This is a genomic window from Parvimonas parva, from assembly GCF_016552165.1.
Taxonomy (GTDB): domain Bacteria; phylum Bacillota; class Clostridia; order Tissierellales; family Peptoniphilaceae; genus Parvimonas; species Parvimonas parva.
On sequence record NZ_JACVDA010000007.1, the window covers coordinates 35,944 to 55,307 of the forward strand.

The 19,364-nt window shown below is 26.2% G+C and carries 18 protein-coding genes; 16 read left to right on the top strand and 2 right to left on the bottom strand.

Annotation, left to right across the window (positions count from 1 at the left end; all coding sequences use genetic code 11):
* Window positions 1-3: 3 nt before the first annotated feature.
* The 5 genes from IBJ83_RS03305 to IBJ83_RS03325 are packed head-to-tail and all read left to right on the top strand — an operon-like array spanning window position 4 to window position 4,796.
* A complete protein-coding gene (locus IBJ83_RS03305; RefSeq protein ID WP_068472723.1) occupies window positions 4-495 on the top strand; it encodes a MogA/MoaB family molybdenum cofactor biosynthesis protein in 492 nt (163 codons plus the stop codon).
* Window positions 496-502: 7 nt separating this feature from the next.
* On the top strand, window positions 503-2,029 hold the full coding sequence (locus IBJ83_RS03310) for a YifB family Mg chelatase-like AAA ATPase (RefSeq protein WP_201275284.1): 1,527 nt from the start codon (window positions 503-505) through the stop codon (window positions 2,027-2,029).
* Between the two features lie 2 nt (window positions 2,030-2,031).
* Entirely contained in the window at window positions 2,032-3,126 is a 1,095-nt protein-coding gene (gene dprA / locus IBJ83_RS03315; RefSeq protein WP_201275285.1) for a DNA-processing protein DprA, read from the top strand.
* 45 nt (window positions 3,127-3,171) lie between these two features.
* Window positions 3,172-4,323, top strand: a complete 1,152-nt coding sequence (locus IBJ83_RS03320) for an acyltransferase family protein (RefSeq protein ID WP_201275286.1) — start codon at window positions 3,172-3,174, stop codon at window positions 4,321-4,323.
* An 8-nt stretch (window positions 4,324-4,331) separates the two neighbouring features.
* Window positions 4,332-4,796, top strand: a complete 465-nt coding sequence (locus IBJ83_RS03325) for a methylated-DNA--[protein]-cysteine S-methyltransferase (protein ID WP_201275287.1) — start codon at window positions 4,332-4,334, stop codon at window positions 4,794-4,796.
* Window positions 4,797-5,513: 717 nt separating this feature from the next.
* Here the strand turns inward: IBJ83_RS03325 and IBJ83_RS03330 are convergent.
* Together IBJ83_RS03330 and IBJ83_RS03335 are read right to left on the bottom strand one after the other, a co-directional pair.
* Window positions 5,514-6,344 (bottom strand): aminoglycoside 6-adenylyltransferase, encoded by an 831-nt coding sequence (locus IBJ83_RS03330; RefSeq protein WP_201275288.1) that lies wholly within the window; start codon window positions 6,342-6,344, stop codon window positions 5,514-5,516.
* A gap of 12 nt (window positions 6,345-6,356) precedes the next feature.
* Window positions 6,357-7,223 (bottom strand): YitT family protein, encoded by an 867-nt coding sequence (locus IBJ83_RS03335; protein ID WP_201275289.1) that lies wholly within the window; start codon window positions 7,221-7,223, stop codon window positions 6,357-6,359.
* A gap of 116 nt (window positions 7,224-7,339) precedes the next feature.
* Here IBJ83_RS03335 and IBJ83_RS03340 point away from each other — a divergent pair, with 116 nt between their 5' ends.
* From IBJ83_RS03340 to IBJ83_RS03390, 11 genes are all read left to right on the top strand, one after another.
* Complete coding sequence (locus tag IBJ83_RS03340) at window positions 7,340-8,251, top strand: glycerophosphodiester phosphodiesterase (RefSeq protein ID WP_201275290.1); 912 nt, start codon at window positions 7,340-7,342, stop codon at window positions 8,249-8,251.
* 260 nt (window positions 8,252-8,511) lie between these two features.
* Complete coding sequence (gene cysS / locus IBJ83_RS03345; RefSeq protein WP_068472710.1) at window positions 8,512-9,897, top strand: cysteine--tRNA ligase; 1,386 nt, start codon at window positions 8,512-8,514, stop codon at window positions 9,895-9,897.
* A gap of 1 nt (window position 9,898) precedes the next feature.
* The gene (gene rlmB / locus IBJ83_RS03350; protein ID WP_201275291.1) at window positions 9,899-10,636 is read left to right on the top strand and encodes a 23S rRNA (guanosine(2251)-2'-O)-methyltransferase RlmB; all 738 of its coding nucleotides are present in this window, start codon (window positions 9,899-9,901) and stop codon (window positions 10,634-10,636) included.
* The gene (locus IBJ83_RS03355) at window positions 10,626-11,147 is read left to right on the top strand and encodes an NYN domain-containing protein (RefSeq protein ID WP_201275292.1); all 522 of its coding nucleotides are present in this window, start codon (window positions 10,626-10,628) and stop codon (window positions 11,145-11,147) included. The genes rlmB and IBJ83_RS03355 overlap by 11 nt, the downstream gene beginning before the upstream one ends.
* A gap of 9 nt (window positions 11,148-11,156) precedes the next feature.
* Window positions 11,157-12,056, top strand: a complete 900-nt coding sequence (locus tag IBJ83_RS03360) for a DNA adenine methylase (RefSeq protein ID WP_201275293.1) — start codon at window positions 11,157-11,159, stop codon at window positions 12,054-12,056.
* Window positions 12,057-12,066: 10 nt separating this feature from the next.
* Window positions 12,067-12,927: a type II restriction endonuclease gene (locus tag IBJ83_RS03365; protein ID WP_201275294.1), complete on the top strand. Its 861-nt coding sequence runs from the start codon at window positions 12,067-12,069 to the stop codon at window positions 12,925-12,927.
* Window positions 12,928-12,942: 15 nt separating this feature from the next.
* Window positions 12,943-13,686 (top strand): TRM11 family SAM-dependent methyltransferase, encoded by a 744-nt coding sequence (locus IBJ83_RS03370; protein WP_201275295.1) that lies wholly within the window; start codon window positions 12,943-12,945, stop codon window positions 13,684-13,686.
* A gap of 41 nt (window positions 13,687-13,727) precedes the next feature.
* A complete protein-coding gene (locus IBJ83_RS03375; protein WP_201275296.1) occupies window positions 13,728-14,147 on the top strand; it encodes a deoxycytidylate deaminase in 420 nt (139 codons plus the stop codon).
* Between the two features lie 363 nt (window positions 14,148-14,510).
* Window positions 14,511-15,902 (top strand): radical SAM/SPASM domain-containing protein, encoded by a 1,392-nt coding sequence (locus IBJ83_RS03380; protein WP_201275297.1) that lies wholly within the window; start codon window positions 14,511-14,513, stop codon window positions 15,900-15,902.
* A gap of 9 nt (window positions 15,903-15,911) precedes the next feature.
* Window positions 15,912-17,666, top strand: a complete 1,755-nt coding sequence (locus IBJ83_RS03385) for an ATP-binding cassette domain-containing protein (protein WP_201275298.1) — start codon at window positions 15,912-15,914, stop codon at window positions 17,664-17,666.
* A complete protein-coding gene (locus IBJ83_RS03390; RefSeq protein ID WP_201275299.1) occupies window positions 17,659-19,362 on the top strand; it encodes an ATP-binding cassette domain-containing protein in 1,704 nt (567 codons plus the stop codon). The genes IBJ83_RS03385 and IBJ83_RS03390 overlap by 8 nt, the downstream gene beginning before the upstream one ends.
* Window positions 19,363-19,364 lie beyond the last annotated feature (2 nt).

Genomic DNA, 19,364 nt, shown 5'->3' on the forward strand with positions numbered 1-19,364 from the left:
TTTATGTTTACTGCTTATGTAATTACTGTTTCTGATAAAGGATCAGTTGGAGAAAGAGTTGATACTTCAGGAGAGGTAATCGTTGAAATACTAAAAGAAAATAATTATGATGTTATAGAAAAGATAATAATTCCTGACGAGAGGGAGATAATTGAAGAAAAGTTAAAATATGCTTGTGATACTTTGGGTGCGAATTTAGTTTTAACAACCGGTGGAACGGGTTTTAGTAAAAGAGATGTTACGCCTGAGGCGACTTTGAATGTTGCGACCAAAAATGCTTTTGGAATTTGTGATTCAATCAGACAATATAGCTTAACTATAACTAAGAGAGCGATGCTTTCAAGAGCAGTTTCAGTTATAAGGAATGATAGTTTGATTGTAAATTTACCTGGAAGTCCGAAAGCTGTTAGAGAATCTTTAGAGTATATTATTGATTCGGTAGAACATGGACTTCAAATACTTCTTGGAACGGCATCAGAATGTGCTAGAAAGTAGGTAAGATATGTATTCTAAGACTAAGACTTGTGTGTTAAATGGATTGAATGGTTATGATATTGATGTAGAGGCTGATTTATCAACCGGACTTCAGGCTTTTAATATCGTTGGACTTCCTGATTTGTCAATAAGGGAATCAAAGGAAAGAGTTAAGTCTGCGATTTCAAATAGTGGATATTTTCTTCCACCAGGTCGGATTACGATTAATCTGGCTCCTGCAAATTTGAAAAAAGACGGCTCACAAATGGATTTGGCAATAGCTGTGAGTTTATTGCTTGCTATTGGTGTGATTGAATATTTACCTGATGAAAAGACAATTTTTTTAGGAGAACTTTCTCTTGACGGAAGAATTATAACTTTTGATGGAGCTTTACCGATGATTATTTCATTAAAAGAGCTTGGTTTTAAAAAGTTTTTTATTCCACAAACTATAAAAGATGAGGTAAATATCGTTCAGGGAATTGAAATTTATCCTGTTTCACATTTAAAGGAATTAGTTGATTGTTTAAATGGAATTACTGAAATAAAAAAAGAAGAAATTATTAATGTAAATTTAGATGAAGAAGTAAAATATGATATAGATTTTTCGGATATAAAAGGTCAGGAAAATTTAAAAAGAGCAATGGAGATTTCTGCAGCAGGTGGACATAATTTGTTAATGGTTGGGCCACCTGGAAGCGGGAAAACTATGATTGCAAAGAGATTGCCAACGATTTTACCAAAACTTACTTTTGATGAGTGTATTGAATGTACTAAGATATATTCGGTTGCAGGAAAACTTAAAAATAATAAGTTGATTACACAAAGACCTTTCCGTTCTCCACACCATACAAGCAGTCCGATTTCACTTGTTGGTGGTGGAAAAATTCCAAAACCGGGAGAAGTTTCACTTGCACATAACGGAGTTTTGTTTTTAGATGAATTTCCTGAGTTTTCAAAACAAGCTATTGAAGTTTTAAGACAGCCGATGGAGGACGGAAAAGTTACAATTTCTCGTGTTAATTCATCAATAACATATTATTCAAACTTTGTAACTGTTTGTGCTTTAAACCCTTGTCCTTGTGGGAACTATGGCTCACAAACTGAAAAATGTACTTGTTCACAATTACAGATACAGAGATATTTAAGTAAAATTTCAGGGCCAATACTTGATAGAATTGATATTCAAGTTGAAGTTGAACCTGTAAAATATGATGATTTATCTTCCAAAGAAGTTTTAGAAACTTCTGCTGATATTAGAAAAAGAGTTGAAAAAGCTAGAGAAATTCAACTTAAAAGATATAAAAACGAAAAAATTTATAATAATGCAAGTCTTTCTGCAAGACAGATAAAGAAATATATTGTACTTGATGAAAAACTTGAAAAAATAATTGAATTTGCTTTTAAAAAGTTCAAATTTTCAGCAAGGTCTTTCAATAAAATTTTAAAATTGACAAGAACTATAGCAGACTTGGACGGAAGTGAAGAAATCAAGGAAGAACATTTGTTAGAAGCTATCAGATATAGAAGTTTGAGTAATAAATATTGGAGTTAGTTATGAAAAATGAAGATGCTTTACTGTTTTTGAGTTTTTTAAATTTTGATTATAAAATTAAAGATGAATTGTTAAATCATTTTACTTTGGAACATATTGAGGAGATTTTTGAATTATCTGGAGAATATTTTAAAGAAAATAAGCTTTTAACTAAAAATAATATTGAAAAATTAGTTGAAGAGAGAGAAAAATTTAATTCAGATGCTTATAGAGATTTTTTAGAGAAAAAGAAAGTTAAATATGTAAGTATTTTGAGTGAAGATTATCCTATTAATTTAAGAGATATTGAATATATTCCACAAGTTATTTATTATAAGGGAGATATTTTGCCGGAAGACGAATTTGCACTTTCCGTTGTAGGCTCAAGAAAGTGTACGAATTATGGTGCTTGGGCAACAGAATATTTTGCAAGATCAATTTCTGAACTTGGGATAAGAATTGTATCAGGAATGGCTTTAGGTATTGATTCAATTTCACATAGATCAGCTTTAAAATCAGGGGGAAGAACAATAGCAGTCTTAGGTTGTGGTGTAGATATTGCATATCCACAAACAAATTTTAGATTGTATAATGAAATTATAGAAAATGGTGCAGTGATGAGTGAGTTTCCTGTTGGAATGCCACCACTTGCACATAATTTTCCGGTTAGAAACAGAATTATTTCAGGACTTTCAAAAGCCTTGCTTGTAATAGAGGCACAAGAACGCTCAGGAACACTTATAACTGCAAGATTTGCAAATGAACAGTCAAAAGAAATTTTTGCACTTCCTGGAAATATAAACAGTCTATACAGCAAAGGAACGAATAAATTGATAAAAGACGGGGCGTTGATTGCTACGAATTATCAGGATATTATAGACGGTGTTATGGATTTTTCAGAATTTATTTTAAATAAAAATAAAAAAGAAAAAGATTTGGATATTTTAGATGCAAAAGAACTTTTGATTTATAATTTAATTAATGAAGAGCCGAAATCTCAAAATAAAATTTCAACAATAACAGGTTTTTCAATTATAGAAACAAATACAATTTTAACTGCATTGGAACTTAAGGGATTTATAAAAGAGCTAAATGGAGGAATTTTTGTAGTTGATTAATTAAGAGATGAAATTTATCTCTTTGTTTATAAAAATGGAGGATTTATGATTAAAATAATTTTTTTAATTTTACCTTTTATAATTATGTTTATACCAAATAGAGATTATGACTTGATGTCTAAGGAAGATACTTTAGTGTTTAAAGGAATTTTTTCGATTATAGTAATTTTACATCATGTTTCGCAAGTGGAAAATAATTTACCAATAATTCATTACTTTGCAAATTTTGGAATGTATGCTGTTAGTGTATTTTTCTTTATTTCTGCTTATGGAATGACTAAACAGGTAAATCTTAATAGAGAAAAATATTTAAAAGGATTTTTTAAAAAGAGATTTTTTAAATTGTTATTACCAATATTTATAGTAACTATTATTTATATAGTTTTAAATATTTTGATTTTCCATAAAGCATATACTATAAGTTCAATAATTAATGTATATAAAAGTGGATCATCTATAATAAATAATGGTTGGTATCTAAATTCCATATTAGTAATATATCTAATATTTTACTTTAGTTTTAAATTTTTCAAAAATATAAAAATATCATATCTTATTTTCTCATTTTTGATATTTGTTTATATCTTTGTTTTAAAAAGAATAGGCTTTGGAATTTGGTGGTATAACAGTATGATAGGTATGATATTTGGAATATATTTTGAAATATTTGAAGAAAAAATTAAAAGAGTGTTAAGTACTCATTTTTATAAAATACTGTTGATTATATCTATTTGGTCATTCTATATAGCCAATAATAGAGAGTATAATATTATTAATATGTTTTCAAAGATGGGAATATATACTAATTATGCAATTATTCAAAATATTCTTTGTTTGAATTTTATAATCATGATATTATTAATTTCAAAGAAGATCAATTTTAGGGAACTTGTAATTCATAAAAGTTTTTACTATAAAAAAACAAAATCCATTGGGAAATACAATGTGAATTTCATTGCAGAAAGTAGTAAGGTCTATTCTAAATTTGTTTTGATAAGAAATAGAGTATTATCTTTTTTAGGAAAGATTTCTTTTGAAATGTATATGATTCATGGACTTGTTATGAGAATATTAGCTCTATATTTAAAAGTAGATATAGTTTATCTTCTAACTCTATTTGGATTGACAATAATAAGTTCGTATTTGTTGAATTTATTATTTAAAAAATTATATATAATTTTAAACTTAAATAAATAGGAGAATTTATGAATTATACAGTTTTTGATTCTTTAGTTGGAAAGATAAAAATAATTGAAGAAGAAAATAAAGTAATTGAGATTAAATTTGTAAAGAATGAAAAAAATATTAATCCCAAAACTGAAGTATTAAAATTGGCAAAAAAAGAATTAGAAGAATATTTTTGTGGAAAAAGAAAAAACTTTATATTCCCATTTAAAGTGGATGGAAGCGAGTTTGCATTAAAGGTATATAAGGCTTTAACGGAAATTCCTTATGGAAAGACTTGCAGTTATAAAGATATTGCAAGAAAAATTGGAAATGAAAATTCGCAAAGAGCTGTTGGTGGGGCGAATAATAGAAACAAATTGCCGATTTTAATTCCCTGTCATAGAGCGATAGGAAGTAATGAAAAAATTGTTGGCTATGCAGGTGGAATTGAAATAAAACAAAAACTTTTGGAGCTTGAAAGAAAAAATATTAAGTTTTTGTAAAAATATGAAAAAAAATCTAAAAAAATCACAGTAAAGTGTTGACAAATATAATTTAATAGTGTATAATGTAGTTAATCAAACAAGATGACGCGTTAAATAGTTTGAAACTGGAGGTAAGACCAATGAAAATATTAAAAACAATTTCGTCAGAGTTGCTGAATAGTTTGTTTTTAGTAAAAACTTACGATTCCAGCAACTTAAAAAACAGTTAATAGATTTTGTGAACAGATAGGTTGGTAGAGTGTAATTTTAAAGTTAGAAACAAAAAAGAAAAACTAATCTAAAAAATCACTGTGTTAAGTTGTATGATGATAGGACTAATATGTAAATAGAATATAAAAATATTTTAAAATGAAAGATTTTTAAGTATTTCAATATTTGAAGGTGATTGTTTATAAGGGTAGTATTAAACAAAAAAGATTGGTTGAATATGAATTACACAGGATACAATGTGAAGTAATATAGGCACAAAAGATATTACAAACAGTTGTGGTTGTAGATTTATCATAAATAATGTATGTATAGAATATGAAAGTAGAGGGTTGTTGATAGAATAAAATATATCGGTAATTAGCTTAAAGTATGCTAAAGGTATTGACTTGATAAATTTACAAAAACTAAAATTGAAGTTCAAGTGTAAAGAAATTTGAATTTCGCTAAAACTAAAATTAAATATTTAGATATAAAAAGTGCATCGAAAGATGCACTTTTGTTGTTCTATCTATTGTTTGCTTTTTGTTTTAACTCTCTTAAATGTGTTACTGTATCTCTATCTAATTCTTTTGCGTATTCAAATCTTAGGTTTATTGCTATTTGTAGTGAAAGTCGTCTAAATAGTCCGCAGATATTGAATAGTGCGACCCAAAGTGAATCTAACTCTAGTTTTGAGTAGCAAGTTAGATATTTTTCAAAAATTTCTGTTTCTACATAATTGAATACCAACTTATTTTCTTTTCCAAGGTCTATAATATATTTGTTTTCAGATAGTACATAATGTTTTAAATGTTCATCTAATAGAGCTAAGATTTCTCTGTATTCTTCAGCGATATTTAAAATTTCTTTTGAGCATAATTTGTTTCCGAATTTTAAAACATTCCAGAAAAATGAACAAGTATTTTCTAAAAATTCATCTTCTGTGATTTTATGAATATTTTTTTCAATGTATATGCCTGCTTTTTGATTTTCATCTTTGTTAAGTACACAAATATATTTTTCTTCAAGGTATTTTAAAGTTTCAGTATCTTTTTTTGATACAATTCTAAAAATTCCTTGTGTAAAGTTTTCGTAAATTATTTTGTATTCTATTACTTTTTCATTTTCAGTATTTTCAAACATAGTTAGTACATCACCGAAACATTGAATAAATTCAAGTGCTGTATCGTCAAATGATAAATCTTTTACTAAATACAAGATATTAAAAAAGTTTACATCGCTGGACATGCTTTGTGTTTCAAGTTGTTCTATGTATAGTTTTTCAACTCTGTCGTCATCCATTGCTATTTTCTTTGCTATTTCTTTAAGTTCATTAAATGTTAAAATCTTTTTCAAAATAAAATCCTCCTAAATTTCTTGTGCTTTAAATCCACGACCTTTTACTTCATAGGCCTCTGATATTATTAAAAACGCAGTCGGGTCAACTTCATCCAGTATTTTTTTAATAGTTACAACTTGTCTTGTACTAACGATACAATATACTACATTTTGTTGTTTATGTGTAAATGCACCCTCTCCATGAAGAAGTGTAACACCTCTATGTAATTCTGATAAGATTCTATCTGTAACTTCTCTTTGCTTTGAGGTTACAATCATAATTTGTTTTGTATCTCCAAAACCCATTTGAATTTTATCTAACATTTTATATGCAACATACATTGACACGATAGTCAAAAGTCCTCTTTCAAGACTGAAGATATATGATGCTATTCCAATTATAATTGCATTTATTGCCATTAGTGATGAACCGATATTTACATTTAGTTTTGTTTTAAAAATAGTTGCAAGAATATCAAGTCCACCTTGGCAAGCGCCATGTTTGAATAAAATCCCCATTCCAACACCATTTACAAAGCCACCAAAAATTGCATACAACATATTATTGTTAAGTTTAAAATCCAATGGAATATGACGCATAGCAACCAGTATGAAAGAATAGATAAAAGTAGATAAAAATGCGTAGGTCATAAATTTTTTATTTAAAAAGAATGCTCCAACAATCATCATCGGTAAATTTAAGATGAAAACTGAAATACCGGTAGGTATGCCTGTCAAATATTCAATCATAAGTCCGATACCACCGAGACCTCCTGAAAGTAGTCCTGCCGGAACTAAAAGTTTAACAACGGCGAAAGAGCAAATCAAGTCGCCAAGGAGAATATAAAAAATAGTTCTTAGAAAATATTTTTTATCTCCAAAAAAATCTTCTAACATAAATACCACCTCTGTTTAATAATTTTAATTAAAACTAAGTCATAATAATTATATCACATAATAGAAAAATATGATATAATTACTATATACAAAAAAATCGTTTTAAGGAGGTTTTTATGAATTTATTTTTTTGGAGTATTTTATTTTTAATTTTAGTAATTTATTTATTTTTACAAGTATTTACTTTTAAAAAGGAAAGAAAGGCTAGAAAAGTTTTTAGAAACGGAAAGTTTCCTCTTGTATTTGCACATAGAGGGTCAAGCAATTTATTTCCTGAGAATACTGAACTTGCTTTTGTAAATTCTTTTGCTATGGGAGTTGATGCTTTTGAAACGGATATAAGACTTACAAAGGACGGCAAGATAATTACTCAACATAATGAAGATATTGATGAAACGACTGACGGAACAGGAAAAGTAATTGACTATACTTATGATGAAATAAAAGAATTTAATTTTGGTTATAGATTTAAAGACATTAACGGAAATGCTCCTTATGTTGAAAATAGAGTTAACGGTCTTTATCCAATGGAAGTTTCGGATTTTTTTAGAAAGTTTGGAGATAATGTTGTTTATAGTATCGACATTAAAGATGACGGAGAAAACGGAATAAAGTCAGCAGAGCTTTTATATAAATTTGTTAAGGAATATAAGTTAGAGAAAAATGTAATTTTTGCCAGCTTTAATGAAGAAAATCTTAAACATTTAAGAAAAATCAGTCATGGAGAAATAATCATTTCAGGCTCTATGGAAAAGACTAAAGAGGTTGTTTATTCTTCATATTTCGGATATGACGGTTTTAAAAAGTTTAATACTCATGCAATGATGATTCCAAGATTTGAAAAACTTCCTTTGGATACAAAATATTTAATTTACAAAATTCATAGACATAATATGGCTGTTTGTTATTGGACAATAGATACAGAAGAAGAAATGAGAATGTTGATAGATAAAAAAGTTGACGGAATTATAACAGATAAAGTTGACTTGCTATTGAAGATAAAAGAAGAAATGATTAGGAAAAATTAAACTTAAATTATTGACTTTTTTTGAATAATTTAGTATTCTATTAACAATAGAATATATACATTGAAGAGGGAGAGAAACAACGGTTTTTAGAGAGGTGTTATGTGGTGAAAGACATCGTGTTGAAGGTGCACCCTTGGAGTATTGTTTGCGACTTTATAGCAATTTAAGTGGAGTTTTCAATATAGAGTGGAACCGCGGAATTTTTTCGTCTCTTGTTTTTCAAGGGGCGATTTTTTATAATATTTAAACAGAGGTGTGAAATGAAAATTTATAATACATTAACTAGAAAAAAAGAAGATTTTAAACCGATTAATCCGAATAAAGCGTTGATTTATGTTTGTGGTCCAACGGTTTATAACTATATTCACATTGGAAATGCAAGACCGATGATTGTTTATGATACTCTTAGAAGATATTTGTTATATCTTGGATATGACGTTAAATTTGTTAGCAACTTTACAGATATTGACGATAAGATTATAAATAAAGCTAGGGAAGAAAATATTGCATTTACAGATGTTACAAAAAAATATATTGATGCATACCTTGAAGATAGTATTGCTTTAAACTTGTTTGAAAGTCATACTATTCACCCAAGAGCTACTGAATGTATCGAAGATATGATTGAATTTATAAAAACTCTTGAAGAAAAAGACATTGCTTATAATGTTGACGGTAATGTTTATTTTGACATTACAAAAGTAAAAGATTATGGAAAATTATCAAGAAAAAATATTGACGATTTAAGAGCTGGAGCAAGAATAGATATTTCTGATGAAAAGAGAAATCCACTAGACTTTGCACTTTGGAAAAAACGTAAAGAAGAAAGTGAACCTGCTTGGGAAAGTCCATGGGGTCTTGGTAGACCGGGTTGGCATTTGGAATGTTCGGTTATGGCGAAAAAATTACTTGCCGATACTATTGATATTCATGCAGGTGGAGAAGATTTACAATTTCCTCATCACGAAAATGAAATAGCACAATCAGAATGTTGTAATGGCAAAACTTTTGCTAACTACTGGATGCATAACGGAATGATAAATGTTGATAATGTAAAGATGAGTAAGTCAAAGGGCAATTTCTTTACGATAAAGGAAATTCAAAAAGAATTTTCTCTTGAAGTTGTAAGACTTTGGATTCTTTCAACTCATTACAGAAATCCACTTAATTTTAGTAGAGAAGTTATGGAGCAAACTAAAAACGGTCTTGAAAGAATGTATAATGGAAAAGAACATATCGAAAGACTCTTGGAAATTTGTGAAGAAAAAGAAGACGGAGATATTTCTAAGTTAGTTGAGCTTAAAAATGAATTTTTAAATTGTATGGACGATGATTTGAATACATCAGATGCAATTTCTAAAATTTTTGAACTTATTCGTTATACAAATACTTTTGATGAAAATACGGATTTGAAAGTAGTTAGAGGAGCATTTAAATTACTTTCAGACTTTGCGTCAATCTTAGGACTTTTATATAAAGAGGAAGATGATAACTTAGATGAAAAAGTTGAAAAGTTAATTGAAGAAAGACAACAAGCCAGAAAAGATAAAGATTTTAAAAGAGCAGATGAAATTCGTGATATTTTAAAAGAAATGAATATTGAATTAAAAGATACTAGAAATGGTGTCGTTTGGAAAAGGGTGTAGTATGAGCGATTATATATTTGGAAGAAATGCTGTTTTAGAGGCATTGGAAAGTGATAGAAAAGTAGAAAAGATTTATATCTTAAAGGGAGATTTAAAAGGCTCTATAAATAAAATAATTGGAAAAGCAAAAGCAAATGGAATATTAATTTCAGAAATTGATAAATATAAATTGGAAAATATGTCAGAGGGAGTTGTTCATCAAGGAGTTTGCGCTTTAGTTTCAAGTTTCGACTATTCAAGTGTTGAAGAAATTTTACAAAGTGCAAGAGATAAAAACGAAGATTTGTTTTTAGTAATTCTTGATGAAATCGAAGACCCACATAATTTTGGAGCGATAATTCGTACTTGCGAGGGAGCAGGAGTTCATGGAATTATAGTTTCAAAGAGAAATCAAGCACCGGTAACCTCAGTTGTTCAAAAATCTTCAGCTGGAGCAATAAATCATATGAAAATAGCAAAAGTTTCAAATATTGCAGATACGATTATGAAATTACAAAAAGAAAATATATGGATTTACGGAGCTTGCGGAGAGGCGGAAAAAACTTATACGGATATGGACTTTAAAGGAAATATTGCAATAGTAATTGGAAATGAAGGAAAGGGAATAGGACAACTTATAAGAAAAAGATGCGACTTCTTAACTAAACTTCCAATGAAAGGTAAAGTTTCAAGTCTTAACGCATCAAATGCCTGTGCGATTTTTATTTATGAGGCTTTAAGACAGAGAGATGAAAACTAAAAAATTAATCATAATCGATGGTTACAATATTTTAAACGCTTGGGAAAAATATATTCCATTTCTAAAACTAAGTTTTGAAAATGCGAGAAATGAATTAATTTACGATATGGGAGAATTTTCAAAACTTACGGGAATAGATTTGCTACTTGTTTTTGATGCATATAAAATTAATTTTAAAGCAAGTTCTGAAATAATAAAAGGAATTGAAGTTGTTTATACGAAACAAAATGAAACAGCAGACCAATATATTGAAAAAAAATTAGACGAGCTTGGCAGAAAGATTTTAGTTTCAGTTGGAACAGACGACACTCTTATTCAAAAACTCGTTACACAAAGAGGAGGAGTTGTTTTAACGAGCAAAGAACTTCTATTCAGATATGAAAATTTAAAAAACAAAAGTAACCGTTATGAAACAAAAAATAGAATTACAAACAAAAGCTATTTCAATACTCTAGACGACAAAACTTTAAATCAACTGGATGAAATAGAGAAAAAATTATTTGGAAAGTAGGACCAAGTTTTGAGTGGAGTTTTAGATAATAACGCAAAACCTTTTTTAAAATGGGCGGGTGGAAAGACTCAAATTTTAAATGAAATAAGAAATTATTATATTTTTAATAGTGAAATAACAAAATATGTAGAACCATTTATTGGTGGAGGAGCTGTTTTGTTTGATATTTTAAATCAATATGATATAAAAGAAGTTTATATAAGTGATATAAATGCAGATCTTATAAATACATATTCTTGTATAAAGAATAACGTTGAAGAATTGATTTTATTATTAGAAAATATGGAAAGAGAGTTCTTAAAATTAGATATTGAGAAGAGAAAAGAATATTATCTATTGAGAAGAGATGAATTTAATATAATTAAATTTATTTGTGATGAACATGCTGTAAAAAAATCAGCACTGATGATATTCTTAAATAAAACTTGTTTTAATGGGTTATATAGAGTTAATAAATCTAACAAGTTTAATGTACCTTTTGGAGACTATAAGAATCCTAAAATTTGTGATACTGTAAATTTAATTAATATTTCAAAAAAATTAAAAAATGTAAATATAGTTTGTGAAGATTATAAAAAATCACTTGATATCATAGATAATAGTACATTTGTTTATATCGATCCACCATATAGACCGATATCGTTGACATCAAGTTTTACATCATATAGTAAGGATTCTTTTGATGATAAAGATCAGATAGAACTTTCAGATTTTGTAAATAAGATAAATAAGATAGGAGCAAAATTTTTATTGAGTAATTCTGATCCAAAAAATAATAATTCTGATGATAATTTTTTTGATGATTTATATTCTAATTATAATATAAATAGAATATTTGCAAATAGGAGTATTAACTCAAAAGGAAATTTAAGAAATAAAATAACTGAACTTTTAATTTCAAATTTTTAGGAGAAAATGTATGAAACGTAATTTTAAAGAATGGATATCAAGTTTTAGACCAAATATTGTTGACTATAGTTATTACACAGATTTTAAAAAGGTATATAAAAATGTTGATGAACTAAAGGTTGAATTAAATATTTTAAATTCATTAATAGGCTCTAAAAATATAGAGTCAGATTTTGAAAATTTATTAAGAAAGTACCCTGAAGTTTTGAGATGTATTCCAATATTAATAGCAGTCAGAAAAAAAGAAATTTATGCTGTTGATGAATTTGGGGAATTTAATTATTCTTTTAAGAAAACAAATTTACCAATAGAACAATATAGTATGTTTATGAGAAAAACAGGATTATTTGATTTGATTCAAAATCATATAATTACAAATTTAGTAGATTACGTTACAGGAGTAGAAACTGGATTAGACTCAAACGCAAGAAAAAATCGCGTAGGGCATGTGATGGAAAATTTAGTTGAAAAATATATCATAAATGCTGGATTTATTAAAGATATTAATTATTTTAAGGAAATATATATAAGTGATATTACTAAAAGATGGAATATTGATTTGTCTTCAATTTCTAATACTGGAAAAACTGAAAAAAGATTTGATTTTGTAGTTAAAACAGAAGATATGATTTATGTTATAGAAACAAATTTTTATAGTAGTGGAGGAAGTAAACTTAATGAAACTGCTCGTAGTTATAAAAATATAGCAATAGAATCGAATAATATAAAAGGATTAAAATTTATATGGTTTACAGATGGAAAAGGTTGGGAAAGTGCTAGACATAATCTAGAGGAAACTTTTGATATTATGGAACATCTGTATAATTTAAATGATTTGGAAAACAATGTTATTAAAGAAATTTTTGTTTAATAGAAGGTTATAGCTATGAAAAAAGAAAAAAACTGGGAACCTGAAGATTTTGAATTGGAAATGACTACACATTGGTCTTTTCCAAATAGAGGAAATTGGGCGACTCACGATGCAAAGTGGAGAGGAAACTGGTCCCCTTATATACCAAGAAATATAATTCTTAGATATTCAAAAGAAAATGATGTTGTATTAGATCAATTTGTTGGTGGGGGTACAACCCTTGTTGAAGCAAAACTTTTGAACAGAAATATTATAGGTGTCGATGTTAATGATATAGCAATACAAAGATGTAAAGAAAAAGTAGATTTCGAATATAAGCAATCTAATAGCAAAGTTATAATTAAAAAGGGAGATGCAAGAAATTTGTTTTTTCTTGAAAATGAAAGTATAGATTTGATATGTACTCATCCACCATATGCTAATATTATAAATTATAGTGATGATTTAGAAAATGACTTGTCTAGATTAAATATAAAAGATTTTTTAATACAAATGGAAGAAGTTGCGAATGAGAGTTATAGAGTCCTTAAAAAAGGAAAGTTTTGCGCTATATTAATGGGTGATACTAGACAAAAGGGTAATATGATACCAATGTCTTTTAAAGTTATGGAAATATTTAAAAAAGCAAGATTTACTTTGAAAGAAATTATAATAAAAGAGCAACATAATTGTAAAGCTACAGGATTTTGGAAAACTAATAGTATAAAATATAACTTTTTATTAATAGCACATGAATACTTATTTATTTTTAAAAAATAAATAAACTTTAAAATTATTAAATAGTGAAAATAGGAGTGAATATGAGAAAACCTTGGGAAGAATATTTTATGGATTTGGCGAAAATGGTTGCTACAAGGGGTACTTGCGACAGAGCTTATGTTGGTTGCGTTTTGGTTAACCAAGATAACAGAATTGTTTCGACCGGATATAACGGCTCAATCTCAGGAAATCCACAATGCGATGAAGTTGGACATACAATGAGGGACGGACATTGTATTGCAACAATACACGCAGAACAAAATGCACTTTTATATTGTGCAAGAGAGGGAATAAAAGTAAAAGGTTGCACTTGCTATGTAACACATTTTCCTTGTTTAAATTGTACAAAAGCATTAATACAAGCAGGAATTTCAAAAATCTATTACGAAAATAGTTACAGAATGGACGAATATGCAATAGAATTGTTAGAAAGAAATAAAATAGAATATATAAAACTTTAAGAATAAGGAGTATTTTTTAATACTTCTTTTTCGCTAAATTTTTGATCTAAATTTTTGGGAGTTGATACAAATTTATGTGTTTTTTTATTGATAAATATTTTATATAGTGCTATAATATTTATATCGAAAATCACTTTATATAAGGAGGTGAAATTATGAAAAGGATATTTGTTGTTTCTAACACAAAATCTATAAATTCTATTTTGGAATTATTTATAGCACGTTATCCAAATGGAAAAAGTGGCGGAGTAGAACCACCTGAATATTAAAATCTATTTTAAATTTAACATTTATATTTGGCTGAGTATAATAATATACTCAGCTATGTTAAATTTATATAAAATATATTGAATAGGAGGATTTATGGAATTTTTAAAATATGATTATAAATATTTTATTCGAGATGATAAGGTCTTGATAATATTTCCTGAAAAACCATTTTGGTTTGTAGGTGATTTGTCTATCTTAGAAGTAGTTAAGTATTTTTCAAAAGAAATCGATTACGATCTATTAAAATATAGATTAAAAAATAAATTTAATTATTTAGATGTGGAAGAAAAAGAAGTTTTGTTATTCGTCAAAGAACTATTTAAATCTGCTGAATTATTTGCTGATAAAGTAAATATTGAGGATAAATTACTTGAAGTATTTCCTAATGCAGTAATAAATTTAACCAAAAATTGTAATTTGAAATGTAAGCATTGCTATGCAAATGCTGGAAAGCATCATTTTGTTGATGAAATGAGTTTTGAAGAATTAAAGGGTATTATAGATATAATAATAAATTTATATAACAAATATAGTTATGATAAGAGAGTTTTGTTATCTGGAGGAGAACCTTTTTTAAGAAAGGATATTATTAATATAATAGAATATATACACAGTAAAGATGCAATTCCTGCAATAAATACGAATGGATTATTAATTTTAGAAAAACATTTAGAAATTTTAAAAAGATGTAATTGTGAGTTACTTATTTCATTAGATGGAGCTAACCAAAAGAGTCATGAATATATTCGAGGTAGAAATACATATTACAACACTTTAGATAAAATAAAGATGCTTAGAGATTATGGGGTTAATACTAAAATTTCTATGACAGTACATAAAGATAATCTTTGTGAATTGGAAGCTTTTTTAGAAATTGCAAAAAAATATAAAGTTAATGGAGTTGCTATAAATCCATTAAATATATTTTGTAGAGCTGAAGAGAGCGGGTTACAAAGAGTAGATATTAGTGAGTTATACAAGGAATTAAAGAGATTGAGTCAAAAATCTGATTCTAATTTTTATTATATTTCAAAAACAGATTATGCAAATTTGGGAGCTATTTTACTTATGAATATAAGATTTCATTATTGCGGAGTTGGTAGTGCATCTTTAGTAGTTGATTATAACGGCGATATATATCCTTGTTATAATACGATGTGTTCTGAATTCAAGTTGGGAAATATAAAAAAAGATGATATTTTAAAAATTTGGAATAGTTCTGAAATTTTAAAAAAATTGAGAGCTTTAAATGTAAATGATTTTTCATATGATTGTAAATGTTGTGAAGTTAAATATTATTGTGGAGGAGGATGTAGAGGAGAAGCTTTATATCAGAATAAAAAAATTATTTCTAAATGTCCTTATTGTTCAGAAATAAAAAAAAGCATATTAGATTTAATGTTTGAATTAGGAAATGGTAATAATGAATTATTTAAGAATAGAATGAAATTTTTTGAATATGCAAAATCGTTATATAAGCATTAGGTGATTATTATGAGTAAATATTTTAAATTTTTAAATTATTGTTTTAGGATAGATAGCAAATTTTTTTCTATTTATATTATACTTGGGATATTCTCTATTTTTACACCTTATCTTTATATAAATGTTTTTTCTAATATATTTGATAGTCTGATGAAAAATTTATCTAATAATATATTCGATAGAAATATAGTTTTATATTTTATTCTATTAGTTTTATTAACTGTATATATGTGGTTTTTTGAAACTGTTGAAAGTAAAGTTAAAGATCTATTTGAGTTGAGCGTTGATTCTAAGGTTGTAATAAATCAATTGGAAAAACTATCTAAGTTAAAACAAGATAGTTTTGAGGATAAGGAAGTATATGATTTAATAAATAGAGTTTGTGGTGAAGATAGAAAGTTTATAGCTTTAACCTTTGTTTCGATTATAGGTCTTTTTGTAATTATATGTCAATCCATGATTTATTTTTATTTCATTTCTAAAATTAGTTTTATTTTAGCTTGTGTTTTGGTATTAATAGTTATGCCTATTTTTTATTTATCTAATAAATTTGGAAAAGTAAATTATGAATTCAATAAATCTTTTACATATATATTCAGGAAAAATAAGTTTTTATATAATATTTTTATTGAAAAATCATTTGCTAAAGAAAAGGAAATATTTAATTTTGGAGAATTTTATAAGCAAAAATGGAATTTGCAAGATAATATCATAAGGAAGAAATATAATATAATAAATTTAAAGTGGTTTGCCTCTATAAAGTTTTCTAATATTATAACAGAAATTATTACTTTTATTATAATTTTTTCTGTTTTGTTTAATTTTAGTTCTAATAATGTTACTATAGGATTTGTTGTGGCTTTTATTTCTTCTATATCTAAGTTTATAAATTCGATTTCTTGGGGTGTTCCCTATTATTTGAAGGACATTTCTGAGGGTATGGAATATTTTATTGAAAGTATGTTGTTTTTTAATTTAGATGAAGAAAATTATGAAAAAAATGATAGTTTATATAATTTAGAAAAGATAGAATTTAAGAATGTTAATTTTAAATATCCAAATGGAGAAACGTGTGTGTTAAAAGATGTATCATTCACTTTTGAGAGGAGTAAACATTATGCGATAGTAGGTTTAAATGGCTCTGGGAAAAGTACTATTGTTAAGTTGATTTTAGGCATATATAGTAATTTTAGTGGAAATATACTTTTGAACGGACAATCAATTTCAAAATTTAATTATGATAGTTTAAGAAAAAATATTGTTGTTTTAAATCAAGATTTTAAAAAATATAATCTTAGCTTTAAAGATAATATTATTTTAGGAGAACAGTTTGATGAGAAAAAATTTAATTCTATTATATCAAAATTAGAACTTGGAAGTTTAATTAATAAATTAAAAGATGGAATAGAAACAAATTTAGGTAATTTTGAGATAGGAGCTTCCGATTTATCAGGAGGAGAATGGCATAAAATAGCTTTTGCAAGAATTTTATATAGAGATTCACCATTTTATATTTTTGACGAGCCAATTTCATCTTATGATTCTATTAGTGAAAAAGAATTCGTTGATAAAGTAAACAAATATTTTAAGGATAAAATGTGCTTAATAATATCTCATAGATTTTCTATAATAAAAGATTGTGATTATATCTATGTTATACAAGATGGAGAAATTTTACAAAGTGGTACACATAGTGATTTAAAATCTGTTGATGGTATATATAGAAAGATGTTTGAAAGTCAAAAGGGGTTATTTTATGAATAGTTTTTTAAAAAATTTATCGATTATATTTGATTTGTTATTTAAAAAATCATTATTATATTCTGTTAGTTTGATAGTTACATATTTAATGCAGGTTGTAATTTCATTTTTATATGTTTATTCGATAAATGAATTTTTTCAAAGTATATATATTTTCTATATGGTTGATAAGAGTAAAATTTTAAATTCATTTTTACTATTTGCATCTATTGTTTTATTAAAACATATTGTAGATGGAATAAATGTTTTTACTATAAATACTTTTAATAAAAAAATTGTTTCTGTAACAAAATTTTTTATTATTGAAAAAATGAATAATGTAAAATATAGTAATTTTGAAAATGTAGATAAGTTAAATTTTATAGATTCGATAAAAAATGTTAGAATGGATTCTATATTAATTTTTTATTTGAGTATGTTTTTTTACTATATTCCATATTCTCTTGTTTTAGTTTTTTATTTGTATAAAATTAATTATGTTTTAGCAGTAGCTGGGATGTTTTTGTTTTTACCGATTTTATGTTCTAAAATTTTTCAAATTAAATACTCTGATAGTTTTGAAGAACAAGTAGTGAATATTAGAAGAAAGTTTAACCTTTTTATAGATTATTTTTTTGAAATATCAATTTTAAGAGATATAAAAAGTTTTTGTGCAGAAAATTATTTTATAAATTTGTGTAAATTTCACAGTAAAAAATATGTTGATGAAAGATATAATTTTCAAAAGAAGATATTAAAAATGGAGATAGTTTTTAAATCAATAGTTTGTATTTTATTTGGTATTATAGTATATATACTAATTAACTTAATTTTTAGTAATGTTATAAATGTTGCTACTTTTTCATCAACTTTGATAATAATTTCTGAACTTATTTCAGCTTCAGTTAATTTAATAGTTTATGATTCCGAGCTGTTAGTTGAGAATTATTCTTCATTTAAAAATTATTTCAAATTATATTTAGACGAAAGCTATTTTGATTATATTAATAAAGAAAAAGAAAGTAGCTTGATAAAATTTGAAAATGTTAATTTTAGCTATATAAATTCAAAAATAGACGTTTTGAAAAATTTGAATTTTTCTATAAAAAATGGAGAAAAAGTTGCTATAATAGGAAAAAACGGTTCTGGAAAAAGTTCTCTTTTTAAATTATTAACAGAGTTGTATTATCCTACAAAAGGTAAAATTTCAAATATTTCAAATAATTCTGTTGTTTTTCAAGATTATTGTAAATATAAATTGAATTTAAAAGAAAATATAATTTTATCAGATACAAAAAAAGATTTTGATTTAGAAAAATTTGATAATATTTTTAACCTTACAGGATTATCAGAAAAATTTGATGATACTAATGTAGAACTCAGTTTGGAATTTAATGGTATAACACCATCAGGAGGAATGTGGAATAATATATCAATAGCACGTTGTTTATATAAAGATGCTGAATTATTTTTAATGGATGAGCCTATGTCAAATTTTGATTCAATCAAAGAAAAAGAGATATTTGATAAATTAATTGAATATTTTAAAGATAAAACATTAATATTTACAACACATAATTTAGGAATAGCAAAAAAATTTGACAAAATAATTTTAGTTGATAATGGAGAAATCGTTGCTGTTGGTAATCATAAAATTTTAATGAAAAATTCTCAGTTATATAAAGAGCTTTTTGAAACACAAAAAGAAATGTATGAGTAGGT